The 24,921-nt window shown below is 73.2% G+C and carries 21 protein-coding genes and 1 riboswitch; of the genes, 17 read left to right on the top strand and 4 right to left on the bottom strand.

What is annotated here, in order from left to right:
* Nucleotides 1–53 precede the first annotated feature (53 nt).
* On the top strand, nt 54–860 hold the full coding sequence (locus ACGFI1_RS16335; RefSeq protein WP_392786006.1) for an SAM-dependent methyltransferase: 807 nt from the start codon (nt 54–56) through the stop codon (nt 858–860).
* On the opposite strand, the gene ACGFI1_RS16330 is transcribed toward ACGFI1_RS16335, so the two are convergent.
* The 3 genes from ACGFI1_RS16330 to ACGFI1_RS16320 form a co-directional block, all read right to left on the bottom strand.
* Complete coding sequence (locus tag ACGFI1_RS16330) at nt 847–1,554, bottom strand: hypothetical protein (RefSeq protein WP_392786004.1); 708 nt, start codon at nt 1,552–1,554, stop codon at nt 847–849. The genes ACGFI1_RS16335 and ACGFI1_RS16330 overlap by 14 nt on opposite strands.
* Nucleotides 1,555–1,563: 9 nt before the next feature.
* Nucleotides 1,564–1,707: riboswitch (cyclic di-AMP (ydaO/yuaA leader) on the bottom strand.
* Nucleotides 1,708–1,985: 278 nt separating this feature from the next.
* Nucleotides 1,986–2,921, bottom strand: a complete 936-nt coding sequence (locus tag ACGFI1_RS16325; protein WP_392786002.1) for a hypothetical protein — start codon at nt 2,919–2,921, stop codon at nt 1,986–1,988.
* A gap of 234 nt (nt 2,922–3,155) precedes the next feature.
* A complete protein-coding gene (locus ACGFI1_RS16320; protein WP_392732224.1) occupies nt 3,156–3,899 on the bottom strand; it encodes a helix-turn-helix domain-containing protein in 744 nt (247 codons plus the stop codon).
* A gap of 193 nt (nt 3,900–4,092) precedes the next feature.
* On the opposite strand from ACGFI1_RS16320, the gene ACGFI1_RS16315 reads away from it, so the two are divergent.
* Nucleotides 4,093–4,881, top strand: coding sequence for an ArsR/SmtB family transcription factor (locus ACGFI1_RS16315; RefSeq protein ID WP_138636714.1), 789 nt, complete (start codon nt 4,093–4,095; stop codon nt 4,879–4,881).
* A gap of 95 nt (nt 4,882–4,976) precedes the next feature.
* Here the strand turns inward: ACGFI1_RS16315 and ACGFI1_RS16310 are convergent, their stop codons facing one another.
* Complete coding sequence (locus ACGFI1_RS16310) at nt 4,977–7,517, bottom strand: ATP-dependent Clp protease ATP-binding subunit (protein ID WP_392786000.1); 2,541 nt, start codon at nt 7,515–7,517, stop codon at nt 4,977–4,979.
* A gap of 133 nt (nt 7,518–7,650) precedes the next feature.
* Between ACGFI1_RS16310 and ACGFI1_RS16305 the strand changes: the two genes are divergently transcribed.
* From ACGFI1_RS16305 to ACGFI1_RS16235, 15 genes are all read left to right on the top strand, one after another.
* Nucleotides 7,651–7,857 (top strand): hypothetical protein, encoded by a 207-nt coding sequence (locus ACGFI1_RS16305; RefSeq protein WP_301178237.1) that lies wholly within the window; start codon nt 7,651–7,653, stop codon nt 7,855–7,857.
* A 90-nt stretch (nt 7,858–7,947) separates the two neighbouring features.
* Nucleotides 7,948–9,150 (top strand): DUF6004 family protein, encoded by a 1,203-nt coding sequence (locus ACGFI1_RS16300; RefSeq protein ID WP_138638614.1) that lies wholly within the window; start codon nt 7,948–7,950, stop codon nt 9,148–9,150.
* Between the two features lie 131 nt (nt 9,151–9,281).
* On the top strand, nt 9,282–10,160 hold the full coding sequence (locus tag ACGFI1_RS16295) for a methyltransferase domain-containing protein (RefSeq protein WP_392785997.1): 879 nt from the start codon (nt 9,282–9,284) through the stop codon (nt 10,158–10,160).
* Nucleotides 10,161–10,162: 2 nt separating this feature from the next.
* Nucleotides 10,163–10,798 (top strand): hypothetical protein, encoded by a 636-nt coding sequence (locus tag ACGFI1_RS16290; protein WP_138638612.1) that lies wholly within the window; start codon nt 10,163–10,165, stop codon nt 10,796–10,798.
* Nucleotides 10,795–12,225, top strand: coding sequence for an ABC1 kinase family protein (locus ACGFI1_RS16285; RefSeq protein ID WP_392785995.1), 1,431 nt, complete (start codon nt 10,795–10,797; stop codon nt 12,223–12,225). The genes ACGFI1_RS16290 and ACGFI1_RS16285 overlap by 4 nt, the downstream gene beginning before the upstream one ends.
* Nucleotides 12,222–13,457 (top strand): DUF885 domain-containing protein, encoded by a 1,236-nt coding sequence (locus ACGFI1_RS16280; RefSeq protein WP_392785994.1) that lies wholly within the window; start codon nt 12,222–12,224, stop codon nt 13,455–13,457. The genes ACGFI1_RS16285 and ACGFI1_RS16280 overlap by 4 nt, the downstream gene beginning before the upstream one ends.
* Before the next feature lie 75 nt (nt 13,458–13,532).
* On the top strand, nt 13,533–14,243 hold the full coding sequence (locus tag ACGFI1_RS16275; protein ID WP_392736442.1) for a DUF899 family protein: 711 nt from the start codon (nt 13,533–13,535) through the stop codon (nt 14,241–14,243).
* A 147-nt stretch (nt 14,244–14,390) separates the two neighbouring features.
* Nucleotides 14,391–15,695 carry an aminotransferase class V-fold PLP-dependent enzyme gene (locus ACGFI1_RS16270; RefSeq protein ID WP_392736444.1) on the top strand — a complete coding sequence of 435 codons (1,305 nt, stop codon included), beginning with the start codon at nt 14,391–14,393 and terminating at the stop codon, nt 15,693–15,695.
* Between the two features lie 90 nt (nt 15,696–15,785).
* Nucleotides 15,786–18,089 carry an ABC transporter substrate-binding protein gene (locus ACGFI1_RS16265; protein WP_392785991.1) on the top strand — a complete coding sequence of 768 codons (2,304 nt, stop codon included), beginning with the start codon at nt 15,786–15,788 and terminating at the stop codon, nt 18,087–18,089.
* On the top strand, nt 18,076–18,825 hold the full coding sequence (locus tag ACGFI1_RS16260) for a crotonobetainyl-CoA--carnitine CoA-transferase (RefSeq protein ID WP_392785990.1): 750 nt from the start codon (nt 18,076–18,078) through the stop codon (nt 18,823–18,825). The genes ACGFI1_RS16265 and ACGFI1_RS16260 overlap by 14 nt, the downstream gene beginning before the upstream one ends.
* Nucleotides 18,822–20,120, top strand: a complete 1,299-nt coding sequence (locus ACGFI1_RS16255; RefSeq protein WP_392785988.1) for an aminotransferase class V-fold PLP-dependent enzyme — start codon at nt 18,822–18,824, stop codon at nt 20,118–20,120. The genes ACGFI1_RS16260 and ACGFI1_RS16255 overlap by 4 nt, the downstream gene beginning before the upstream one ends.
* Nucleotides 20,120–21,241 carry a trans-sulfuration enzyme family protein gene (locus ACGFI1_RS16250; protein WP_392785986.1) on the top strand — a complete coding sequence of 374 codons (1,122 nt, stop codon included), beginning with the start codon at nt 20,120–20,122 and terminating at the stop codon, nt 21,239–21,241. Before ACGFI1_RS16255 ends, ACGFI1_RS16250 begins: the two co-directional genes overlap by 1 nt.
* Nucleotides 21,242–21,259: 18 nt before the next feature.
* The gene (locus ACGFI1_RS16245) at nt 21,260–22,192 is read left to right on the top strand and encodes a homocysteine S-methyltransferase family protein (RefSeq protein ID WP_386874643.1); all 933 of its coding nucleotides are present in this window, start codon (nt 21,260–21,262) and stop codon (nt 22,190–22,192) included.
* Nucleotides 22,193–22,263: 71 nt separating this feature from the next.
* The gene (locus ACGFI1_RS16240; RefSeq protein ID WP_392785984.1) at nt 22,264–23,208 is read left to right on the top strand and encodes a class I SAM-dependent methyltransferase; all 945 of its coding nucleotides are present in this window, start codon (nt 22,264–22,266) and stop codon (nt 23,206–23,208) included.
* Nucleotides 23,205–24,911, top strand: coding sequence for an ABC transporter substrate-binding protein (locus tag ACGFI1_RS16235; protein WP_392736454.1), 1,707 nt, complete (start codon nt 23,205–23,207; stop codon nt 24,909–24,911). The genes ACGFI1_RS16240 and ACGFI1_RS16235 overlap by 4 nt, the downstream gene beginning before the upstream one ends.
* Nucleotides 24,912–24,921 lie beyond the last annotated feature (10 nt).

The raw sequence follows: 24,921 nt of genomic DNA, 5'->3' as shown, positions 1-24,921 counted from the left end.
GGAGAGTGGGGATTTCGGCCCACTCTCCGGGCGTAACGATCTACGATGGCGGCATGGCTGACGAGTGGCCTCCGGCCGAGCTGGACTTCGACAAGCCCACCATCGCGCGCGCCTACGACGCGCTCCTCGGCGGCAAGGACAACTTCGCCGCCGACCGCGCGCTGGCCGACCAGACGGCCGCGCTGATCCCGGGCCTGCGCGAATCCGCGGTCGAGAACCGCAAGGTGCTCGTCCGGGGCGTCCGCTACCTGGCGCGGGAAGCCGGCATGGACCAGTTCCTCGACCTCGGCAGCGGACTGCCCACGGTCGAGAACACCCACGAGGTCGCCCAGCGCGAGAACCCGGACGCCCGCGTCGTCTACGTCGACATCGACCCGCTGGTCTCCGTCCACGGGCGGGCGATCCTGGCCAACAACGACGCCACGCGGGTGATGGTCGGCGACGTCCGCGACCCGGCGGCCGTCCTGTCGGACCCCGCCGTCGACGGCTTCATCGACTTCTCCCGCCCGGCCGTCGTCATGATGGTCGGGATGCTGCACTACCTGTCGCCGGACGTGGTGGACGGCGTCGTCGCCGCCTACCGCGACGTCCTGGCGCCCGGCAGCCACCTGTTCATGACGTCCCTCGTGGACACGGGCCTGCCCCAGCAACAGGAGCTGGCCCGCATCACACGAGAGAACCTGGAAGAGGGCTGGGCGCGCACGCCCGCCGAGATCGAGGCCCAGTTCGGAGACTTCGAACTGGTCGAACCCGGTGTGACCTACACGGCCCTGTGGCGTCCCGACGGCCCGGTCGACCCGGACAACCTCGCTCCGGGGGAGCAGCTCGGGATGGCCGGCGTCGCCATCAAGCTCCGCTGAGCTTCTTCGGCCGGTACGCCTTGTACTCGCTGCCCGAGTCGAGGCCGTAGTCGCGCGTCCGGTAGTCGGTGCCGTACCGGCCGCGCTGCTCGTACGCCCAGTAGGACGTGTGCGCCTTGTTGGCCCACTTCTCGAAGATGACGACGTGGCGCGTCGTGTTGGTGCCCTCGGCGTCCATCACGAGGTCGCCCTTCTTGAGCTCCGACATCTTGATGCGCTCGGTGTAGCGCGAGGACGTCAGGCCGACGGTGTTCGGCCCGGGCTTCGCGAGCCCGAGGGTCATCGCCACGAAGCCGGAGCAGTCGGTGCGGTAGCCGTTGTGGTAGTCGGTCTGGCTGTAGGGCACGCGCCGGCTGCTGTGGGGGTTCCACGTCTTCGCCAGCTCGATGACCTTCGAGCGCTTGTCGGTCTCGTCCGGCTTGGCGGACGACCCGGAGCCCTTCTCCGGGTCCGTGCGCGGCTCCGCCTCGGCGGAGCGCTGCTTGGGGATGCTCTGGACGGAGGCGACGGACGTGCCCGACTCGGACGAACCGGCCGTCGCCTGGAGGGTCGTCGCGGCCACGCCGATCGCGGCGAGGCCGAGGATCGCGCCGTTGGCGCGCGGGCTCAGCCCGAAAAGACCCGGCTTCCTGCTCTTCTTGCCCGTGCTGTCGTTGCCCGAGTTGTGATTGCCCGTGCTGTGCTTGCCTGTCAAGGGGGACTCCTTGCTTCCATGGGCCGCCTACCGGGTTAGCTGACGGGTTCGGACGTGGAAGTCGCCCTACGGCCTGTGAAACGGCCGATTCACCCCAGTGCACGAGGGTGGGTCCCCGGCTCCGCGCTATGGCGGACTCGGCGGGTGCCGCTGCGAGAGAGAGCGGCGCTGCTGTTGTAGGGCCCGTTCAGGGCGCGGGCGGCGTGCATGGGAGGTGCCGCCGGGCGACGCGTGGGGCGCGCCGCCCCCACCGGCTCGGTGCCAGGTGGGACAAGAACGCCTGGTGAGCGCCTTGGCGGGGGCCAAGCTACTCGGATCACCAAGCGAAGGCAAACCCCAGCAAAATCAAATACCCAGCTCAACCGCCCGGAAGCGGTTGCGGACGAGCGATGCGGGCGCCGGGCGGCGCCCGCATCGGCGGCCGTCCGGCGTCACGACCAGGGGGCCACCGGATACCACGGGATGATCTCCCGGCGGGCGAGCAGCCGCACGTCCCAGTAGAGGAGGCTGAAGACCCCGGCCACGATCAGCGAGGACGCCGTCAGGACCGCGACGCGGCGCGGATCGGCGGCCAGCCAGCGGCTCAGCCGGCGGCCCGCGAGATGGGCGAGCAGCAGGAACAGCACCGCCATGATCACGATGTTGCCGACCGACTGGAGGACGAACGCGGCGGCCCCGTACAGCGGGTTGTGGCTCTCCGCCGCGTCGCGGAAGAGCTGCCGGAACAGCGGGTACGGGCGGCCGATCAGGAACCCGCCGATCAGCGCGCCCATGAAGACCAGCGGAGCGTTGGGGAAGCGGCGCGCCACCCGGGCGAACGGGTCGCGGACGACGCCGAGCGCGGCGGCCCCCATGTAGATCATCGCCAGCCCGATCGCGCCGAACACCACCATGGACTGGACGCTGCGCGCGGACAGCGAACCGGGGGTGCTCTCGGCGGTCGAGAACTGCGGCATGCCGGTGCCCGCCAGGCCGACGATCGCGCCGTAGCCGGCTGACACCGTCACCATGCCGAGCGCGATCCAGCCGAGCGGCCGGAGCGTCCCGGCGAGCCGGTCCCACCGGCCGCCGGTGCCGCCGAGCAGCGGCGCGACCGTGCTGAACGCGGCCACGTTGCAGGCCGTGAACGAGCCGGCGAGCCCGCTCGCGAAGGCGAAGGCGATCCCGGCGGCGATCCCGGCGATCGGCGTCCCCTTCGCGTCATGGCCGAGGAGCGTGCCGGCGACGTTGTCCCCGATCGTCTGGTCGACGAACTTCGCCGACCAGACGACCGTCAGCAGGAATCCGGCGCCCGCGCTGAGCAGAATGATCAGCGCGCGGCGGCGCGGGAAATGGCCGGTGACGAAAAGGGAGGTTCCGGTCGTCACGGGTGCCGCCTTTTCAGGGCGCGGCGTGGGCAGGGTGTGGCTCTGATCTTGAGGCATGTCATTCCCTGGGGGCGTGAGCGATTCACGGCGCGGACTCGGTGCACGGGTCTTTTCCGTGCGCGGGGGTTTTCCGAGTGGAGGGGAGTGATCCGGCTCTCAGTATGCGGGCTCGTTCTGGGCGGTGCTTCTTCGCACTTGCTCGATCGCGGGGACGGGACGCCGGGCGCCGGGACGTCAGGACGTCAGCTCGCGGGCCGCGTCGGGGGCGGTGAGCGCGAGCAGGACCGGCGGGTCGTAGGGGCTGAGCGGGCGCAGCCGGACCTCGGCCGTCCGCACGGCGGTGCCGTGCCTGATCATGATCGGGCCGGCGGCGCCGACCAGCGCGTCCTCGGCGGCCGCGTCCGGTCCCGGGGCGGGCGAGTAGGCGAGGACATGCCATCTACCAGGCAGGACGTGCGTCAGCGCGAAGGCGCCAGGCGCGGGCAGGATCGAGCACCGGGCCGGGAGGCCGGTCGGGACGGCCTCCCGGAACAGCCCGACGAAGACGGGGCCGCCGTGCCAGGCGTCCCGGCAGGAGACCGCGCCGCGGATGGTCGTGTGCCCGGTCCGGGCCCGGCGGCGCAGCGCGTCGGCCGCCCGGACGGCGTCCCCTCCCGTCGCGCGGTAGACGCTCGGCGGGACGCCGACGGTCGACTTGAAACGGGAGCTGAAAGTGCCGGTGCTGGCGTATCCGACACGGGTTCCGATGTCGGCGATGGACAGCGATGTGCCGACCAGCAGCTGCTTGGCCTCCGCCAATCGGAGCGCGTAGAAGAATCTCACCGGTGACATGCCGGTGGATTCTCGGAAAACGCGACAGAAATGGAACTTGCTGAACATGGCGATGCGCGCCATGTCGTCGATGGTGATCCTTTCGCCGAGGTTCTGCCGCATCGCGTCGATGACGCGCCTGACTGCCTGCTCGGTTCGGTCATCCATGCACTCCTCCGTCCGTTCATGCTCAAATCGGACGGGCGGTTCCGCAAGTACCGCATGTGGCCGGGTTTCCGGCGGCGGGCGGCGCCCGGCGGTGTCCCGCAGGGGCGCGGCGGGCCCCCGCGTCGGCGTTGAAGTGCAGTCCTCCGGTTGCCTATCATGGCGGTGGTCGAGCGGGAGCGGGGAGACGGCGAGGATGGACGAGGTCTTCCGGGCGCTGGCCGATCCCACCCGGCGCAAGCTGCTGGACCGGCTGAACGAGCGCAACGGGCAGAGCCTGCGCGAGCTGTGCGCGGGCCTCGGCACGAGCCGGCAGTCGATCAGCAAGCACCTGTCCGTGCTGGAGGACGCCCATCTGGTGGTGGCGGCGCGGCGCGGCCGGGAGAAGCTGCACTACCTCAACGCCGCACCGATCAACGCGATCGCCGAGCGCTGGATCAGGCGTTACGACCAGGAGCGCGTCAACGCGCTCACCGATCTCAAGACAGCACTGGAGCAGGGGCCGATGGACGGCAGCGACGCCTTCGTGTACACGACCTACATCAAGTCCACGCCCGAGCGGCTCTGGGAGGCCCTGACCGACCCGGCCTTCACGAGCCGCTACTGGGGCGTCGGCTTCGAGACCGACTGGAAGCCGGGCTCGGAGATGACCTGGCAGGAGAGCGGCCGCCGCACCAGCGACCCCGAGCAGGTCGTGCTGGAGTGCGAGCCCGGCCGCCGGCTGTCCTACACCTGGCACAGCTTCACCCCGGAATGGGCGGAGGGCGCCGGGGTGGGCGAGGACGTGCTGGTCAAGCTGCAGGCCGAGTCCCGTTCCAAGGTGACCTTCGAGATCGAGCCGCTCGGCGAGATGGTGAAGCTCACCGTCGTGCACGACGGCTTCGACCCCGGCAGCGTCATGCGCGGCATGATCAGCCAGGGCTGGCCCGCGATCGCGTCCGGCCTGAAGTCGCTGCTGGAGACCGGCGAGCCCCTGCCCGCCTGACCCGCCGGGCGCAGGGCACCCGGGGCCGCATGCGGAAGGGCCCGCGACCGGATCGTTTCCGGTCGCGGGCCCTCGCGTGCGCTCGCCGGGTGTCGTCAGTCCTTGTTGAAGTTGACGGCGTCCTCGATGGGGGGCGGGCTGTCGGGGACGCCGGTGGGCTTGGGCACGCCCTTGAAGGTGAACTTGGCGTTCTCGGCCGTGTCGGGGTTGTCGGGGTCGAAGCCCTCGGTGCCCACGATCACGATCTGGCCGGGCTTGAGCTCGCTGTAGAGGATCTTCTCCGACAGCGTGTCCTCGATCTCCCGCTGGATCGTGCGCCGCAGCGGCCGCGCCCCCAGCACCGGGTCGTACCCGCGGATCGCGAGCAGGTCCTTGGCCTCCTGCCGCAGCTCGATGCCCATGTCGCGGTCGCGGAGCCGCTCGTCGACCTTGGCGATCATCAGATCCACGATCTGGATGATCTCCTTCGGGGTGAGCTGGTGGAACACCACGGTGTCATCGACACGGTTGAGGAACTCGGGCCGGAAGTGCTGCTTGAGCTCCTCCGACACCTTGGCCTTCATCCGCTCATACGAGCCCTGCTCGTCGTTCTGCCGCGCGAACCCCATCGACACGCCCTTGGAGATGTCCTTGGACCCCAGGTTCGTGGTCATGATGATCACGGTGTTCTTGAAGTCCACCACACGCCCCTGGGCGTCGGTGAGACGACCGTCCTCCAGGATCTGCAGCAGGCTGTTGAAGATGTCCTGGTGCGCCTTCTCGATCTCATCGAACAGCACCACCGAGAACGGCTTGCGCCGCACCTTCTCGGTGAGCTGGCCGCCCTCCTCGTACCCGACGTAGCCGGGCGGGGACCCGAACAGCCGCGAGACCGTGTGCTTCTCCATGAACTCCGACATGTCCAGCTGGATCAGCGCGTCCTCGTCCCCGAACAGGAACTCCGCCAGCGTCTTGGACAGCTCGGTCTTCCCCACCCCCGACGGGCCGGCGAAGATGAACGAGCCGCCGGGACGCTTGGGGTCCTTCAGCCCGGCGCGGGTGCGGCGGATCGACTGCGACAGCGCCCTTATCGCGTCCTCCTGGCCGATGACGCGCTTGTGGAGCTCGTCCTCCATGCGCAGCAGCCGGGTCGACTCCTCCTCGGTCAGCTTGAACACCGGGATCCCGGTCGCGGTGGCCAGCACCTCGGCGATCAGCTCGTCGGTGACCTCGGCGACCACGTCCATGTCGCCGGCCTTCCACTCCTTCTCCCGCTGCGCCTTCTGCCCCAGCAACTGCTTCTCGCTATCGCGCAGCGCCGCGGCCTTCTCGAAGTCCTGCGCGTCGATCGCCGACTCCTTGTCCCGGCGGACATCGGCGATCTTCTCGTCGTACTCGCGCAGGTCCGGCGGCGCCGTCATCCGCCGGATCCGCATCCGCGACCCGGCCTCGTCGATCAGATCGATGGCCTTGTCGGGCAGGAACCGGTCACTGATGTACCGGTCGGCCAGCTGCGCCGCCGCCACCAAAGCGCTGTCGGTGATCGACACCCGGTGGTGCGCCTCGTACCGGTCCCGCAGCCCCTTGAGGATCTCGATCGTGTGCGACAGCGACGGCTCGGCCACCTGGATCGGCTGGAACCGCCGCTCCAACGCAGCGTCCTTCTCCAGGTGCTTGCGGTACTCATCCAGCGTCGTCGCGCCGATCGTCTGCAGCTCACCCCGCGCCAGCATCGGCTTCAAAATGCTCGCGGCGTCGATCGCGCCCTCGGCCGCACCCGCACCCACCAGCGTGTGGAGCTCGTCGATGAACAGGATGATGTCACCCCGGGTACGGATCTCCTTCAGCACCTTCTTCAGGCGCTCCTCGAAATCACCCCGGTACCGCGACCCGGCCACCAGCGCACCCAGATCCAGGGTGTAGAGCTGCTTGTCCTTCAGCGTCTCGGGCACCTCGCCCTTGACGATCTTCTGCGCCAGCCCCTCGACCACGGCGGTCTTACCGACGCCGGGCTCACCCACCAGGACCGGATTGTTCTTGGTACGGCGGGACAACACCTGCATGACCCGCTCGATCTCCTTGCTCCGGCCGATCACCGGGTCAAGCTTCCCCTCACGCGCAGCCTGCGTCAGGTTCCGACCGAACTGATCGAGGACCAGCGACGTGGACGGCCCGGAGTCTGAGGAGGCCCCGGACGACGACATCGGCTCTTTCCCCTGCTCGTAGCCGTGCAGCAACTGGATGACCTGCTGGCGGACCCGGTTCAGGTCGGCGCCGAGCTTCACCAGCACCTGGGCGGCCACGCCCTCGCCCTCACGGATCAGGCCAAGGAGGATGTGCTCGGTGCCGATGTAGTTGTGGCCGAGCTGCAGCGCCTCACGCAGCGACAGCTCCAGCACCTTCTTGGCACGCGGAGTGAACGGAATGTGCCCCGACGGCGCCTGCTGACCCTGGCCGATGATCTCCTCGACCTGCTGCCGCACCGCCTCAAGACTGATACCCAGGCTCTCCAGAGCCTTCGCGGCGACACCCTCACCCTCGTGGATCAGGCCAAGGAGGATGTGCTCGGTACCGATGTAGTTGTGGTTGAGCATCCTGGCCTCCTCCTGAGCCAGGACGACAACACGCCGCGCGCGGTCGGTGAACCTCTCGAACATCTCCTCGCCTCATCTCCGGGCGCTGGACATTTAACTCTATGTTTCTAAAGTGGATTGTCCGGTGCCGTTGCGCAAGGCGCGTTCACTACCGGCGTAGCGCCGCAGGGCACCGCGGACCCGAGCGGAGGAGCCTGTGTCCCTGGAGAACCACCTCATGGTCGACGCCTACACCGACGTCCACAACGACTGCGAAGCCGAGGAGAACGCCGCCGCGGCCCGGGCCGGGCGGATGCCGTCCGGCCCGGGGGGCGAGGGCGTCCCGGCCGGTTACCCCGCGGGCCGCCCGGCCGCCTCGCGGGCCGCCGGCGAGCCGCTGGAGCCCATTGACTTCTCACTTTAAAAACTTATAGTGAGAGGCCCAAGGGTGCCATCGGGAGCCGCGCGGGCCGAGGCCCCGAAACGATCTCGACAGACGCTGGAGGTGTCTGGCTTGAGTTCACTCCGCGAGACATACGAATCCCTCAACCTGGAGCCGAAGCCGATCCGGCCGCACATCCTCGCCGCCGCGACGATCGTCTTCGGCGACGACTACTACGCGGGCCGCCGGGAGACCATCAACCTCTCCGGGTTCGTGCAGCTGAACAAGTGGCCGATGCCGGGCTTCGAGCACCGCGTGGACGAGAACGGCTACGCCGAGCTCCAGACCGAGCTCATCAGCGCGCCCGAGGTCGGCATCAAGGGCTACAGCTACGAGCTGGACGACCGCATCCAGGTGCTGTCGAACCCCTTCCTGCCGAACACCGGCCACGTGCGCCAGATCGTCCCCGGCAAGAACTTCCCCGCGGAGTTCTACATCCGCCGCTTCGGCATCCTGGAGACCAGCACGCTGCGTCTCGCCCACCGCAACGTCATCGACATCTACGGCGTGGTGGACAACATTCCCCCCTACAAGAAGCCGCTCACGGGCCCGTACCTGGGCAGCCCGCGCGGCGACGGCCCGTTCGAGGTCGTGCAGGCGCCGAACGTGGCCGTCGGCACGACGCTCCCCGAGGCGTGGTACCCGGCCAACGACGAGAACGAGCCGGTCGGCATCACCCCGACCGTGTTCTTCGCGGCGAGCGCCGGGCCCTGCATGTCCATGCTGGTCGACCCGTCCATGATCATGCAGGTGTCGCTGGAGGGCTCCATCGACATCGAGGTCGACGGACGGACCGAGACCATCGACCTCGCGGGCGACCACCGCAAGGCGGCCGGCACCGAGATCCTGCTGTTCGGCCCCGAGAAGCACGACGAGGGCACCGGTGTGCTGGCCCAGATGGCGCGCGTCGCCATGGTCGGCACCAGCGACGCCCTCGGCGGGCGGGTCATGCTCCGCGCGAGCTGGCCGCGGCCGTCCGGCGGCACCCTCGGCACGGGCAGCGAGGAGAGCCTGAGCCGCGTCCGCTACCCCGGCGACCTGCACATCGACGCCGAGTTCGAACTGTCCACCCCGCAGGGCAACCTGTACGCGGCCAGCCCGGTGCACGTCGCCGGCAAGCTGCGCGACCTGGAGCCCACCGGGACCGAACTGTCGATGCAGGGCACCGACGCGGCCCTGCTCACCGACGGCGGCACCCCGCGTGCCCGGCTGACCGGGGCGCGCCTGGTCATGCGGGACGCCTACGTGGGCGAGACCGCCGCGGTGAACATCTGATCCGGTCCGCGGCCGCGGCTTGACGCGGTCACCGGAGCGAGTCAGATTGAAAAACCAGTAGTACCGGCGCCGGGCGCCTCCTCCCGGGGGCGCCCGGTCCCGGGCACGCCGCGCGACAGGTGGGAGAAGGCTTGGACCCCCGGCAGCTCCAGATGCACCAGGCGATGCTCGCCGACCGGCCCCGGCTGGCGGCCTACGACCGGGCCCTGGCGGGCCTCGCGCACGGCGCCGTCGTCGCCGACGTCGGGGCGGGGGTCCTCGCGCTGTCGCTGCTGGCGCTGCGGCACGGCGCCGAGCACGTCTACGCGGTGGAGGCCGATCCCGCCACCGCGGCCGTCGCCGCCCGCGTCGCCGAGAGCAACGACCTGAAGGGACGGCTGACCGTCGTGCGCGGCGACGCCCGCACGGTGCGGCTGCCGGAGCGCGCCGACGTGGTCGTGTCCGAGATGATGGGCAACCTCGGCCCCGAGGAGCAGATGATGGAGGTGCTGGGCGAGTTCGCCCGGCACAACCTGGCCGCGGGCGGCACGGTCGTCCCGAGCCGCCTGGTCACTCGGCTCGCCGCCGTGCAGTTCGACGGCGAGGGCTGGGGCCTGTGGGACGACGACTTCCACGGCTTCCGGCTGGACGCGGTGGCCGAGAGCGCGGCGCCCGCCGCGCAACTGCACTTCTTCCAGCGCCCGCCGACGCTGCTGAGCGAGCCCGCCGAGGTCGCCGACCAGCGGCCCGCGCGCGGGCAGGCCGCGCCGCCGCGCGGCCGGACCCTCACCATCACCAGACCCGGACGCCTGCACGCCGTCATCGGCTACTTCACCGCCACCCTCACCCAGGACACGACCCTGTCGAACCTGCCGTCCTATCCCGGCTGCAACTGGGCGGTGTGGGTGTGGCCGCTGCGGCACACCGACGTCGCGCCCGGCGACCGGCTGCGGGTGGTGCCGCGCCCGGCGGGCGACGTCCGCGAGGTCACCGGCTGGCGGCTGGACTGCGGGCTGAGGAAAGGGAGCTGACCATGCCCATGGCGGCCGGTTCGGTGCGCGACATCCCCGTGCGCGCCCTCAAGCTGTGCGGTCTCACCTGGAGCGGGGAGTGCCTGTGGTTCTCCGAGGCCGTGTCCAACCAGATCATGGCGCTCGCCCCCATGACGGGCGAGGTCCGGCAGCGGGTGCCCTGTGCCGACGTCCGCACCGACCTGACGACGATGGACGGGAACCTGGTGCAGATCGCCGGCCCGGACCGCGTCCTGCGCACGCTCGACCCGGAGACCGGGGACGTGCTCGCCGAGCGGCCCAACCCGCGCCCCGGCGCGCTGCTGTGCGGGCTGGAGGCGACCCGGCACGGGCTGTGGCTCGGCTATGAGGATCTGCGCGTCGTCGACCTGCGCGACCCGGACGACCTGCGGCTGATCCGCAGCTACCCGGTGCGGAGCCCGGTCGCGGGCGTCACCGTCTCCGACGGGTTCCTCGCCTACGCCGACCACCGCGCCGCCACGCTGAACCTGCTCGACCTGGAGCGCGGCGCCGAGCTCGCGGCGGTGTCGGTGGCGGGCAACCCCACCGGCATCACCTGGGACGGCACGCTGATCTGGTACTGCGACTACACGACCCTCCAGCTCCGGGCGGTGGAGATCCTGGGGATCGCGGGATGACGCGCCGCGACGACCCGGTGCTGCTCGCGGCGCGGGCGGCGCGCGTCCTCGCCACGGTCGTCGTGCTCGGCGCGGCGGCGCTGCCCGGGACGGTCGGGCTGACCCTGCTGCGCGGCCCGGCGGCGGGCCGCCGCCACCTGTACCGCCGGATCACCCGGCTGCTGGTGGCGCTCGGGCCGACGTTCGTCAAGGCCGGGCAGGTGCTCGGCACCCGCCGGGACGTCCTGCCCGCCGCGCTGTGCGACGAGCTGTCCCTGCTCCAGGACTCGGTCGGCCCGCTGACTCCCGAGCAGACCCGCCGCGGCCTCGCCGAGGCGTACGGGCCGGTCCCGGCCAAGTCCGTGGTGGACGGGCCCGTGGTGGACGGGCGCGCGGGCAACGGGCACGCGGGCAACGGGCACGCGGGCAACGGGCACGCGGGCAACGGGCACGCGGGCAACGGGCGCGCGGTGGACTCGCGGGGCGGTGGGGCGCCGATCTGGGCGTCGGACGTCACCGAAGTGGCGAGCGGGAGCGTCGCCTGCGTCTACCAGGCGACGCTGCCGTCCGGGGCGCGGGTCGCGGTGAAGCTGCGCCGGCCCGGCATCGAGGCGCCGATGCGGCGCGACCTGGCGCTGATGCGGGCGGGCGCCCGGCTGGCGGCGCGGGTGCCGCCGTTCCGGGGGCTGCCGGTCGCGGAGGTCGTGGACAGCATGTGCGGGGCCGTCCTCGGGCAGCTCGACTTCGCCCGGGAGGCCGCGAACCTGGACCGGCTCCGCGACACGCTGGCGACGGTGCCGCGCGTCTGGGTGCCGAAGGTGCACCTGGACGCGTCCCGGCCGCGCTGCATCGTGATGGACTTCATCCCCGACCTGGACGTGCGGGCCGCCGAGTCGTGCCCGCCGGCGATGCGCAAGCGGTTCGCCGAGTCCGCGCTGACCGCGATCTACCACATGCTGTTCGTCACCGGGTTCGTGCACTGCGACCTGCATCCCGGCAACCTCTACTTCACCCGCGGCGGGCAGGTGGTGGTGCTGGACGCCGGGTTCAGCGTGCAGCTCTCGGAGCGGCTGCGCCGGCTGTTCGCCGAGTTCTTCCTCAACATGGCCACCGGCCGGGGGCGCCGCTGCGCCGAGATCGTCATCGAGAGCTCGGCGGGCGTGCGCCCGGACGCCGACCTGGAGGGGTTCACCGTCCGGATGGCGGACCTGGTGGAGCGCAGCCACGGGCTCCCGGCCCGCGAGTTCAGCCTGATCGCCTTCGCCGCCGAGATGTTCGACCTGCAGCGCCGGTTCGGCATCCACGCCGCCGCCGAGCTGATCTTCCCGCTGCTGTCGCTGCTGGTCATCGAGGGCACGATCCGCGAGCTGGACCCGTCGATCGACTTCCAGGAGACGGCCAAGCCCGTCCTGAACCGCGGGCTGTTCGGCCGCCGGACGCCGGCGTGAGCGCGCCGGCGGCGGCGGGCGGCGCCGGCACCGAGCCGGTCGTCCTGGAGTACCTGCTGCTGGGGCTGCGGCTGGGCCGGCACGTGCCGGGGTTCGTCGACTCCTGGGCCGGCGACCCGGCGCTGCCGGCGCGGGTCGAGGCCGAGCCGCCCGCCGACCCGGCGGCCCTGGCCCGGCGGGCGGCGCGACTGCGCCGCGAGGCGGCCGACAGCGGGCTCGCCGCGGCGCGCCGGGACTTCCTGACGGCGCAGTTCGCCGCGCTGGAGTGCGGCGCGCGGCGGCTGGCGGGGGAGCAGGTCCCGTTCGTCGAGGAGATCGAGACCTACTTCCAGGTGCGGATCGGCATGGGCGACACCGACCGGTACGCCGCCGCCCACGACGCGCTCGCCGGGCTGCTGCCGGGGGCCGGTCCGCTGCGGGCGCGGCTGGAGGAGTTCCGGGCGCGCAACGCGGTGCCGCCGGACGCGCTGCACCGGGCCGTCCGCGCGGTGTCGGACGCGCTGCGCGTCCTCGTCCGCGACCGCTACGGCCTGCCCCCCGGCGAAGAGGTGACGTACGAGGTGGTGCGGGACCGGCCGTGGAACGCCTTCAACCGCTACCTCGGCCGGTACCGGTCGGTGGTCTCGCTCAACGAGCCGGCGGGCGCCGACCTGGGCGCGCTGCCGCTGATCGCCGCGCACGAGTGCTACCCGGGGCACCACACCGAGCGCAGCCTCAAGGAGGCGGAGCTGGTGGCGGACGGGCAGCACGAGCACGCGATCGCGCTGGTGAACACCCCGCAGTCGCTCATGGCGGAGGGCATCGCCGAGCACGCGCTCGCCGCCGTGATGCCCGCGGGCTGGGGCGCCTGGACGGCGGAGATCCTCGCCGCGGAGGGCGTCCGGATGGACGGCGAGCGCGTCGAGCAGGTGATGCGGCACGTCAGGACGCTGCTGCCCGCCCGCCAGGACGCGGCGCTCCTCCTGCACGACCGGGGCGCCGGCACCGACGCGGCGGTCGCCCACCTGCGGCGGTGGCTGCTGCTGGGCGAGGAGCGGGCCCGCCGGATGACGGCCTTCCTGACCGATCCGCTGTGGCGGGCGCACACCACGACCTACATCGAGGGCGCCCGGCTCGTCGCCGCCTGGACGGCGCTCGGCGACCCGCGTCGGCGGTTCCGGCGGCTGCTGGCCGAACCGCTGCTCCCGGCACGCCTCGGCAAGGACATCGTCAACACCGCCCCCGCGCACTGATACTTGCATATTGTGTAGCGCGTCCACGGGAGACCGGACCGGAAGACGTCAGACCGGAGACTGAGGGGTGCGCGCATGACCGAGGTGGACCGCGGCGAGATCGAGCCCATGTGGCCGGAGGGCGCCGGGGAGGACTACATCGCGGCCAGGATCGAGCTGGCCAGGGCGGAGCGCAGGCTGCGCGACCAGGTCGAGGCGGTGGCCGCAGCCCGCCGCCGGATGCCGCCGGGCCGGCTGCTGGACGACTACGTGTTCGCGGAGGGTCCGCGCGACCTCGCCGCGGACGGGCCCGTCACCGCCCCGCACCTCGCCGACCTGTTCGGCGAGCACGACACGCTGCTGACCTACCACCTCATGTTCCACCCCGACGAGGACCAGGCGTGCTCGATGTGCTCGATGTGGGTCGACGGCTTCCACGGGGTCTCGCACCACCTGGCGCGGCACGGCGCGTTCGTCGTGGTGAGCAAGGCGCCGCTGCCGAAGCTGCGCGCGTGGGCGCGGCGGCGCGGCTGGGACGGGCTGCGGATCCTGTCCAGCCACGGCACGACGTTCAACCGGGACATGAACACCGAGCGGGCCGGCGGCGTGCAGCGGCCGGTGTTCAGCGTCCTGCGCAGGGAGGACGCCGGGATCCGGCACTTCTACTCGCTGCCCGCCAACCACCTCGACGGCACCGAGCGCGGCATCGACCTGCTGTCGCCGGTGTGGAACGTGCTGGACCTGACGCCCGGCGGGCGCGGCGACTGGTACGCCGACAACGACTACCCGGGCCGGGCCCGCGGCTGACCCGCCGGACCGCCGCCTCCCGAGCACGCGGCCCGGCCGGTGCGGGCTCGGGAGGATTCGCCGGTTGTGTCGCGATTGACGGCTTTCACTTTAATAATATATTGTGATCCGAGTTGACGGTGACTCTCTCCCGAGGGGGAATCGGTCGTGTCCGACCAGCTCGCAGCGGGTGTCAGCCGATCCGGAACCGACCTGTCCGAGGCGTCCTGGGACGCCATTCGCAAGCTGTTCGCCCTGCGGGACGGCACGACCCACCTCAACACCGGCACGGTCGGCGCGCCGCCGCACGAGGTGCTGGACGTGCACGAGCGGCTCTCCCGCGAATGGGCCGGGAGCCTCGGCGACATCTACCCGCCGACGCTCTACCCCGACTACCGCGCCGCCATCGCCCGCGACTTCGGCATCGACCAGGACGAGCTGGCGATCTGCCACAACTCCACCGAGGCCATGGCGCGGATCGTCGCCGGGCTCGACCTCGGCGAGGGCGACGAGGTCGTCACCACCACCCACGAGTGCTTCTCGGTGCTGTCCAACCTCAACCTCGTCCGCGACCGGTACGGGCTGACCGTCCGGCAGGTCACCCCGCCGTCCGGCCCGGACGTGCGCGCCGAGGAGATCGTGGAGCTGTTCGAGGCGGCGATCACCCCGCGCACCAAGGCGCTGTTCTTCGCCGGGGTCACGCTGTTCACCGGCACCCGGATGCCCGTCCGCGAACTCTGCGACCTCGCCCAGCGGCACGGCCTGATCACGGCCATGGACGGCGCCCTCGTCCCCGGGATGCTGGACGTGGACCTGCGCGCCCTCGGCCTCGACTTCGCCAGCGGATCGGGCTCGAAGTTCCAGTGCGGCCCCCTCGGCACCGGCCTGCTGTACGCGCGCAACAAGGTCGTCCCCGAGCACAACCCGCTGCCGCTGCCGCGCTTCTGGCCGGTCATCTCGACCTGGTACCCGCTGCTCGGCCCGATGCCGCCGCGCACGACGACCGGCGTCGAGACCTGCAACATGGGCGACTACCTGCAGAGCGCGGGCAGCGCCGGCACCGCCCGCGCCGCCGCGCTCGCCAAGGCGTGCGAGATCTGGAACGCGATCGGGCGCGGCCGCATCGAGCGGCACATCCTCGACCTCGGCGACTACGCGCGGGAGCGGGTCGCGGAGCGGTTCGGCGAGGACTCCCTGTACTCGCCGTCCGCCGACGTCCGGCTGCGCTCGCCGCTGGTCGCCTTCAAGCCGTTCCGGGACCCGGCGGACGCCTGGAACCCCAAGAAGATCAACATCCTGGTCGACCGGCTGGAGGCCGAGCACCGGATCTGGATCCGCTGGGTGGAGTTCGACGTGCCCGGCTCGCCGCACCTGCACTACGCGGCCCGCCTGTGCACCCACCTGTTCAACACGCGCGAGGACGTCGACCGTGCCGTGGACGCCATCGGCCGCCTCGCCGACGAGCTGTCGTGACCGGAGGGGCCGCCGCGCGGGACGCGGGGGCGGCAGGCAGCGCGCGGGGCGGACGCCCCGCGGGCGGACGAGCTACGGAGCGGTGAAGCCATGACCGACGACGGGCCGCCGGACGGCGGGGTACTGCGGCTGTACGGGCCGGGCGAGAGCGGCGACCTCGACCCCGCCCGCGCCGGCGGCGCCCCGGCCCGGCAGATCACCCGCCTGTGCACCCGGCAGCTGTTCGGCTACGCGCCGGTCGCCGACCCCGCCGACTGGCGGATCGCGGCACCCGTCCCCGACCTCGCGGCCGACGTCCCGTCCACCTACAACGCCGGGATGAGCGCGAGCCACAAGGTCTACACGGTGACGCTGCGCAGCGGCGTCCGGTGGGACTCCTCGCCGCCGCGGGAGGTCACCGCCGGCGACTTCGTGCGCGCCTTCAAGCGGCTGTGCTCCCCGGTGCCGGGCATGGCGGGCGCCGCCTACTTCGCCGGGACGATCCGGGGCTTCACCGAGTACCGGCGGGCGTGCGCCGCCGCGTTCCCCGGCGGGGCGACGGCGGCGGAGCTGGCCGAGTTCCACCGCTCCACCGAGCTGCCGGGCGTGTTCGCGGTGGACGACGACGTGCTGGTGTTCGAGCTGGAGCGGCCCGACCCGGAGTTCCTGCACCTGCTCGCGCTGCCCGCCGCCTCTCCCGTCCCCGTCGAGTACGAGGCGTTCGTGCCGGGCGACGGCACCGCGCCGCGCCACCTGCGGTCGACGGGCCCGTACCGCGTCGTGCCCGCCCCGCCGGGCACGACGCTGCGGCTGGAGCGCAACCCGGTGTGGCGGCCGGAGACCGACCCGCTGCGGAGCGCGCACGTGGACGCCGTCGAGGTGACCGCCGCCCCGGCGACGGCGGGCGCGCTGCGCCGGGTCATCGGGGCGGGGCGCGCCGACCTGCCCTGGGGGCTCTCGGTGCCCGACCTGTCGGCCGATCCGCGCGGCGACCGGTACGTGCGCGACGAGGTCCTGGACCCCTACCTCGTCTTCAACCTCGCCGCGTCCCCCGGGCTGGGCGCGCCCGAGCTGCGCCGGAGGATCGCGGCGGCCATCGACAAGCGGGCCCTGCTGCGCATCCACCGCGATCTGGGGCTGGACCCGTCCGTGCGGGTCGCGCACAGCCTGCTCGGCCCGGACGAAGGGCGGGCCGAGCCCGCCGATGTCCCGGTGGCGGGGTCCCCGGCGCCGCCGAAGGAGCTGGTGCTGATCCACTCCGATGCCGGCGCGCACCCGGCGATGGCGCGGTCGGTGGCCGCCGACCTCGCCGGCGCCGGGATCGCGGTCCGCGTCGAAGCGCGGCCGTTCGCCGCGTACCGCCGGATCGTGGCCGAGACCGGGGGCTGGGACCTCGCGCTCGCCGCCTGGGCGCCGGAATGGCCCGACGACCGGGGCCGCGCCACGGTCGAGCCGCTGCTGCGGGGCGGGCCGGTGCCCGGTGTCGCCAACCACGGCCGCTACCTCGACCCCGGCCTCGACCAGGCCATGGACGAGGCCATCGGCGTCACCGACCCCGACCGGGCGCGGGCCGCCTGGCGCGAGATCGACCGGCGCGCCATGGCGGACGCCCCGGTCGTGCCGCTGCTGGCCGTCGCCCGGACCGTGCCGCGCGCCGCCGGGGACCGGGTCCGCGGCGCGGTGGCGATGCCCGTCCAGGACCACGCCCCCGACCTCGCCGCCGTCCGGCTCGACCTCACCCTGCCGGAACGGCCGCCGGCGATACCGGTCGCCCGGTCGGTGCCCGCCCCCGGGAAGTACCTGTGCGGGCTGACCCACGACGGCCGGTACCTGTGGCACTCCGACCAGGAGGCAGGGAAGCTCTTCGCGGTGCACCCTGCGCACGGCGAGATGGTCCGCGAGGTGTCGAACCCGCGCGTCCGCGCCGACCTGGCCTTCCACGACGGGCTGCTGCACCAGATCGGCGGGCGGCCGAAGCGGCTGGTGCTGATCGACCCTGAGACCGGGCGGGAGGTCGGAGAGAAGCCCGTCGACCCGCCGAGCGGCCGGGTGACCGGCGTCGAGGCCGCGCCCGAGGGCCTGTGGCTGTGCCTGCGCGCCCCGTCGGTGGCGCAGCTGCGCGACCCGCGCACGATGGAGGTGCTGCGCGAGTTCCCGATCGAGGGCGAGCCCGCCGGGCTGACCTGGGCGGGCGGGCGCGTCCTGTACGCCGAGTTCGAGACGGGCGTACTGCGCGCGGTGGACGACACGACCGGGGAGCCCGTCGCCGAGGTCACCCTCGAAGGGCACCCGACCGGCCTGACGTGGGACGGCTACCAGCTCTGGTACTGCGACTTCGAGGCGCGGCGGCTGAAGTCGGTGCGGCTCGCCGAGGTCCTGCGGCATCCGCCCGCGCGGAGGCGTGGCGGTGGCTGACGGCGCCGCCGGGCTGGACCTGCTGCCGGTCGCGCGCGCCCTCGCGCCGACCCGGGAGCGCGCGGCGGCGGTCGCCCGCATCGCGGCCGGTACCGGCGTCGAGCTGGACGAGGACTTCGGCCGGCGGACCGCCGCCTACTACGACGCCGCGCCCGAGCCCGGCTACGGCGCGGACCTGTGCCGCCGCTACGACCGCCTGAAGCGGCACAACCTCGCGCAGTTCCGCGCGCTGACCGACGCGGGCGTGGAGATCCGCCCGTGGCTCGGGGACGGGCGCCCCTACCCGAACTCGCGGGTCCTGCGCGACCGGGTGCGCCGCACGCGGCGGCTCTACGTCCACCTGACGGCGCGCGGGCACGGGCCGGGGCCGGTCCGCGGCTTCCACCCGATGCGGGAGCCGGCGGGCCTGCGGGTGGACGGCGTGGAGTTCTGCCACAACGACGTGTTCCGGGCGGTCCACGACCTGCTCGGGCACGTCGCGTTCGACACCGGGTTCGGGCCGAAGGGCGAGTTCCTGGCGGCGCACGGCCACCTCCAGCTCTACCCGGAGGAGGCGCACCCGGTGCTGTTCACCGAGCAGATCGCGCAGATCTGCTGGTTCTACTACGGCCCGCACCGCGACGTGCCCGCGAGCCGCAGGCCGTTCCCCGAGCAGAAGGTCCTGCTGTTCCCGAAGCGGTTCCTCGACAGCTTCCGCCAGATGTTCCGGCCCAGGCCGGGGGAGGAGTCCGGATGACCGACACCGCACGGCTCGGCTCGCGGCGGGCCGGCCCGCCGCTGGAGGACGTCCGGCGCGACTTCCCGATCTTCGACGCGGGCGGCACGGCCGGCGGCGACGGGCCCCTGGTCTACCTCGACAACGCGGCCACCACGCAGAAGCCCCGCGCCGTCCTGGACGCCGTCGTCGGCTACTACTCCACCGCCAACGCCAACGTCGGGCGCGGCTACTACCGGCTCAGCATGGCCTCCACCGAGCGCTACGACGACGCGCGGGAGACCGTCCGGGCGATGCTGAACGCCGCGCACCCCGAGGAGATCGTCTTCACCCGCGGCACCACCGACGGGATGAACCTGCTGGCCGCCACGTTCGGCCCCCGCGTCGTCGGCCCCGGCGACCAGGTCGTGGTGACCGGCGCGGAGCACAACTCCAACCTGCTGCCCTGGCGGCGGCTGTGCGAGACGCGCGGCGCCGAACTCGTCGTCGTGCCCGCCGGGCCGTCCGGCCGGACCGCCGTCGCCGACTTCACCACCGCCCTCGGCCCCCGGGTGCGGCTGGCGGCGGTCGCGCACGTCTCCAACGTGCTCGGCGCCGTGAACCCGGTCGCCGAACTCGTCTCCGCCGCGCACCGGCAGGGCGTCCCGGTCGTGGTGGACGGCGCGCAGGCCGTCCCGCACCGGCCGGTGGACGTGCGGGAGCTGGACGCCGACTTCTACTGCTTCTCCGGCCACAAGATGTACGGGCCGACCGGCACCGGGGTGCTGTACGGGCGCCGCGACCTGCTCGCGGACCTGCCGCCCTACCAGGTCGGCGGCGGCACCGTGAAGGGCGTCGCGCATGACGAGCCCGTCCACTACGTGCCGGTCCCGGCGCGGATGGAGGCGGGCACCCCCGACATCGCGGGCGCGGTCGGCCTCGCGGCGGCCGCCGGCTACCTCGCCGGGCTCGGCTGGACGCGGATCCGCCGCCACGACCAGCTGCTGGTGCGGCACGCGGTCGACGCGCTCGGCCGGATCGACGGGGTCCGGGTCGTCGGCGACCCGGCGGCCGGCTGCGGCGGCATCGTCTCCCTGGTGGTGGAGGGCGTCCACCCCTACGACGTCGGCGGGCACCTGGACGCGCACGGCATCGCGGTCCGCAGCGGCGTGCACTGCGCGAGCACGTTCCTGGACTCGCTCGGGCTGCTCGGCACCGTCCGCGTCTCGCTGGGCGTCTACAACACCGCCGCCGAGCTGGACCGGGTCGCCGAGGCGCTCGCCACCGTGCGGCCCGGCGTGTGGACGGCCGAGCACCCGACGACCCGGTTCCTGTGATGCGCTTCGACACCCGGCTGGTGCACGCCGGCCACGAACCCGACCCCGCGACCGGCGCGCTCGTCCCGCCGATCCACCTCGCCGTCACCTACGAGCGGCGGGTCCAGGACCCGCCCCGCTACTTCTACTCGCGCGGGGAGAACCCGACGCGGGAGCGGCTGGAGCGCTGCCTGGCGTCGCTGGAGGGCGCCAGCCACGCGGCGGCGTTCTCGTCCGGGCAGGCGGCGGCGGTCGCCGCGCTCGCCCTGCTGGAACCCGGCCGGACCCTGCTGGCCTGCGACGACGTGTACGGCGGCAGCCACGAGCTGTTCGCGATGCGCGCCGAGCGGGACGGCGTGAAGGTGCGGTACGCCGACCTGTCCGACCCCGGCGCGCTCGGCGCCGCGCTCGGCGACGACGTAGGGCTGGTGTGGATCGAGACCCCCACCAACCCGCTGCTGAAGGTCGTGGACCTGGAGGCGGTGTGCGGGGCGGCGCGCGCCGCCGGGATCCCCACCGTCGTCGACAACACCTTCGCCGGTCCCGCGCTCCAGCAGCCGCTGCGGCACGGCGCCGACGTCACCCTCTACAGCACCACCAAGGGCATCGCCGGCCACTCCGACGTGATCGGCGGCGCGCTCGTCACCGACGACGCGGACCTGCACCGCCGGTTCACCGCGGACCGCACCGTCACCGGCGGCGTCCCCTCGCCGTTCGACTGCTACCTCGTCCACCGGGGCGTGCAGACCCTGGCGCTGCGCACCGCCCGGCAGGCCGCCAACGCCGCCGCGATCGCCGCCGCGCTGGACGGCCACGAGCGGGTCGGGACGGTCCGCTACCCGGGCCTCGCGGCGCATCCGCAGCACGCGGTAGCGGCCCGGCAGATGGCGGCGCCCGGCACGATCGTCAGCTTCGACTACCTGGGCGACCCCGCCGCGTTCATGGACCGGCTGCGGCTGTTCGGCTGCGCGGTCAGCCTCGGCGGCGTCCGCTCCCTGGTGGAGGTGCCCGCCGCGATGACCCACGCGCGGGTGCCGCGCGCCGCCCGGCTGCGGCTCGGCGTGACCGACCGGCTGGTGCGGATCTCGGCCGGCATCGAGGACCCCGCCGACCTGCTCGACGACCTGCGCACGGCCCTGTGACCGAAGGGAAGGCAGAGCATGGAACCGACGACGAACGGCCGGCGGCCCCTGTGGCTGGACGGCGCGACCGCCACCGAGCTGCAGCGCGCCGGGCTCGCGGTGGACGGCCCCTGGTGGACGGTCCGCGCGCTGAACGGCGAACCCAACCGCACCAAGCTGCGGGCCGTGCAGCGCGCGCACCTGGAGGCGGGCGCCGACGTGCTCACCGCCAACACCTTCCGGTGCAACCTGCGGACGCTGCGCCGGATCGGCCTCGACGCCGCCGGGCTCGCCTGGATGGTGCACGCCGCCGTCGGGGTCGCGCAGTCGGCCCGCGAGCAGGCGCGCCGCCCGGACGCCGTGATCGCCGCGTCGATGGCGCCCGTCGAGGACTGCTACCGGCCCGACCTGGTGCCGCCCGCCGACGAACTGGCCGCCGAGCACGCGTGGCTGGTCACCGAGGCGCGGCGGTCCGGCGTCGAGCTGTTCCTCATCGAGACCATGAACACCGAGCGGGAGGCCAGGACCGCGCTCGCCGCCGCGCTCGCCGGCGGCGGCCGCGCCTGGGTGAGCTTCGTCTGCGGGCCGGACGGGCTGCTGCCGTCCGGTGAGCGGGTCGGGGACGCGGCGGCCGCCGCCGAACGCGACGGCGCGGAGGCCGTCCTGGTCAACTGCACCGCCCTCGCGGACGTTCCCGCCGCGCTCGACCGGCTCCGGGAACGGTGCTCGGGCCCGATCGGCGTCGCGCCCAACCTGGAGGACCGCGGCTCACTCGGCCGCTGGGAGCACACCGACCGGGCGCTGCCCGCCGCCGTCGGCCCGGACGAGTTCGCCGAGCTGATGGCCGGCTGGCGGGACCGGTACGGCCTCGACGTCCTCGGCGGCTGCTGCGGCACCACGCCCGACCACCTGGCGGCCGCCCGCGCGCTCGTCGGCGCCGGCGCCGGGCCCGTCGCCGAGCCCGCCGGCTGACCCGCCCCGCTCCCACGGCCCCGCTCCCACGCCCCGCACCCACCGCCCGACGAGCCACCTGGAGGATGCCGATGACGGCACCATCGATCGACCCGACGACGGTCAAGACGGGGCAGCGCGCCTCGTGGGACGCCATCAGCCCCGGCTGGGAGGACGCGATGGGCGTCTTCGAGCGCGGCGCGGCGGCCGTCACCGGCCGGCTGCTGGAGCTCGCGGGCGTCGGCCCCGGCCACCGCGTGCTGGACGTCGCCACCGGTCTCGGCGAGCCCGCGCTGTCGGCGGCCCGCGCGGCCGGCCCGACCGGGCGGGTGGTCGGCGCGGACATCTCCCCGCGGATGCTCGCGGCGGCCCGCCGCCGCGCCGCCGCCGCGCCGGACGCCGCCGCGCTGGCGCCGCTGGAGTTCGTCCAGGCGGACGTGGAGTCCATCGACCTGCCCGCCGGGTCGTTCGACGCGGTGCTCAGCCGGTGGGGGCTGATGTTCGCCTGCGACCACGCGGCGGCCTTCGCCGGGCTGCGGCGGCTGCTCGCGCCCGGCGGGGTGCTCGCCGCCGCGGTGTGGGCGCCGCCGCCCGACGTCCCGATGATCGGCCTCGGCTACCGGGTGCTCGCGGGCCTGCTGGACCTGCCCGCGCCGCCGCCCGGCATGCCGGGGCCGTTCAGCATGTCCGACCCGGCCGCGCTCTCCGCCGAGCTGCGCCGGGCCGGGTTCGCCGAGGTGTCGGTCGAGGAGTTCGCGGTGCCGTTCCGGCTCGACCGGGCCGCCGAGTACGCCGACTTCAACAAGGCGGTGTCGCCGCCGTCGCTGCTGGACGCCGTCCGCGACCGGTTCGGCTCGCCGGACGCCCCCGGCGTCTGGGACGCGGTGGCCGCCGCCGTCGAACCGTACGCGGACGACGGCGGCGGGATCGAGCTGACGTCCACCGCGCTGTGCGTCCGCGCCGTCGCAGGCCAGGACGGGGCAGGCCGGGATAGGGCAGGTCAGGACGGGGCGCAGGGAAGCGAGGGCGTCCGATGACCGGTGCGAGCCCCCGCCGCGGCGGCGTCCTCAGGCTGTACGGGCCGGGCAGCATGGACCACGTCGACCCGGCCAGCTCCTACTACATGCTGTCGGGCCAGATCCTGCGGCTGTTCACCCGGCAGCTGTTCGCCTACCCGCCGATCCCGGTGCTGCGCGACTGGCGGCAGGTCGTCCCCGTCCCCGACCTGGCGACCGAGATGCCGACGCTCGCCAACGGGCTGCTCAGCGACGACCACCTCACCTACACGGTGCCGCTGCGGCGCGGGGTGCTGTGGGACACCGAGCCCGCCCGCGAGGTCACCGCCCACGACGTGGTGCGCGGGTTCAAGCGGGCGGCCAACCCGGTGTTCCGGGGCGGGGCGATCCACTACTACACGAGCACGATCCGCGGCTTCGCCCGCTTCAGCGACGACTACACCGCCGCCATGGCCGGGATCGAGCCCACCGCCCGCGACCTCGCCGCGTTCCAGAACTCCCACGACATCCCGGGCGTCCGGGCCGTGGACGACCACACGGTGCGGTTCGAGCTGGTGCGGCCGGCGCTGGACTTCCCGCACATCCTCGCGATGACGTTCGGGTCGCCCGCCCCCGCCGAGTACGACGGCTACCTCCCCGACGGGCCGGACTTCCGGGCGAACGTCCGCTCCATCGGCCCCTACCGGCTCTCCCACTACGTCCACGGCCGGGAACTGCGGATGGAGCGGAACCCGGTGTGGCGCCAGGAGACCGACCCGATCCGCCACCAGTACCTCGACGGCGTCGAGGTCGTGATGGAGAAGGCGACGCCGGACCAGGTGGGGGAGCGGATCCGCTCGGGCGGCGCCGACCTGTCGTGGGCGTCCCCCGTCACCGAGCCCTACGACGTCAACCCGACCGACCCCGGCAACAACCTCGGCTACGCGCTGAACCCGTACCTCGTCTTCAACATGGTCAGCCCGAACGAGGACGGCGCGACGACGAAGCTGAAGGTCCGGCGGGCGATCTCCTACGCCGTGGACCGCACCGCCATGGTGACGATCTTCGACGAGCTGAGCGCGGGGACCGTCATGTGGCCCGCGACCTCGGCGATCCCGCCCGGCAACTACGGCTACCGGGAGCTCGACCCGTACCCGACGCCCGGATTCCGGGGCGACCCGGAGAAGGCGCGGGCGCTGCTGGCCGAGGCCGGGTACGCGGACGGGCTGACGCTCACGATGGTGCACCGGGACGTGGACGCCAACCCGGAGGTCGCCGAATCGCTCGCCGCCGACCTGGCGAAGATCGGCATCACGCTGCGGATGATCCCGCTCGGCCACGCCGACTACTACCCGTTCCTCCAGGACCCCGCCAACGCGCGCGCGGGCGGCTGGGACCTGTCGGCGCCCGCCTGGACGCCCGACTGGTTCGGCAACAACGGCCGCGCGTTCCTCCAGCCGATGTTCCAGACCAACGAGACGCGCGGGACCAGCAACTACGGCTGCTACAGCGACCCCGAGACCGACCGGCTGATCGAGGCGGCGCTGTCGGCGACCGACCAGGGCGAGGCGGAGGAGCTGTGGCACCGGGTGGACGCGCGGGTGATGGCGGACGCCGCGATCGTGCCGCTGCTCGTCCACGCCCCGACGATCCCGCACCTGCGCGGGGCGCGCGTCCGCGACGCGGTCCCGATGCCCACCATCGACCGCTGGTTCGACCTGGCCAACCTGTGGCTGGAGCCCTGACGCGGCCGGC

This window comes from Actinomadura geliboluensis, from assembly GCF_043197915.1.
GTDB lineage: Bacteria > Actinomycetota > Actinomycetes > Streptosporangiales > Streptosporangiaceae > Spirillospora > Spirillospora geliboluensis.
The sequence above is the reverse complement of the archived record's forward strand: the minus strand, read 5'-3'. Positions and strand labels throughout refer to the sequence as shown.

Coding starts and splice junctions, on each gene's coding strand:
- ACGFI1_RS16335 (WP_392786006.1), top strand. CDS start 54: ATGGCTGACGAGTGGCCTCCGGCCGAGCTGGACTTCGACAAGCCCACC.
- ACGFI1_RS16320 (WP_392732224.1), bottom strand. CDS start 3,899: ATGGATGACCGAACCGAGCAGGCAGTCAGGCGCGTCATCGACGCGATG.
- ACGFI1_RS16315 (WP_138636714.1), top strand. CDS start 4,093: ATGGACGAGGTCTTCCGGGCGCTGGCCGATCCCACCCGGCGCAAGCTG.
- ACGFI1_RS16310 (WP_392786000.1), bottom strand. CDS start 7,517: ATGTTCGAGAGGTTCACCGACCGCGCGCGGCGTGTTGTCGTCCTGGCT.
- ACGFI1_RS16290 (WP_138638612.1), top strand. CDS start 10,163: ATGCCCATGGCGGCCGGTTCGGTGCGCGACATCCCCGTGCGCGCCCTC.
- ACGFI1_RS16285 (WP_392785995.1), top strand. CDS start 10,795: ATGACGCGCCGCGACGACCCGGTGCTGCTCGCGGCGCGGGCGGCGCGC.
- ACGFI1_RS16275 (WP_392736442.1), top strand. CDS start 13,533: ATGACCGAGGTGGACCGCGGCGAGATCGAGCCCATGTGGCCGGAGGGC.
- ACGFI1_RS16265 (WP_392785991.1), top strand. CDS start 15,786: ATGACCGACGACGGGCCGCCGGACGGCGGGGTACTGCGGCTGTACGGG.
- ACGFI1_RS16255 (WP_392785988.1), top strand. CDS start 18,822: ATGACCGACACCGCACGGCTCGGCTCGCGGCGGGCCGGCCCGCCGCTG.
- ACGFI1_RS16250 (WP_392785986.1), top strand. CDS start 20,120: ATGCGCTTCGACACCCGGCTGGTGCACGCCGGCCACGAACCCGACCCC.
- ACGFI1_RS16245 (WP_386874643.1), top strand. CDS start 21,260: ATGGAACCGACGACGAACGGCCGGCGGCCCCTGTGGCTGGACGGCGCG.
- ACGFI1_RS16240 (WP_392785984.1), top strand. CDS start 22,264: ATGACGGCACCATCGATCGACCCGACGACGGTCAAGACGGGGCAGCGC.
- ACGFI1_RS16235 (WP_392736454.1), top strand. CDS start 23,205: ATGACCGGTGCGAGCCCCCGCCGCGGCGGCGTCCTCAGGCTGTACGGG.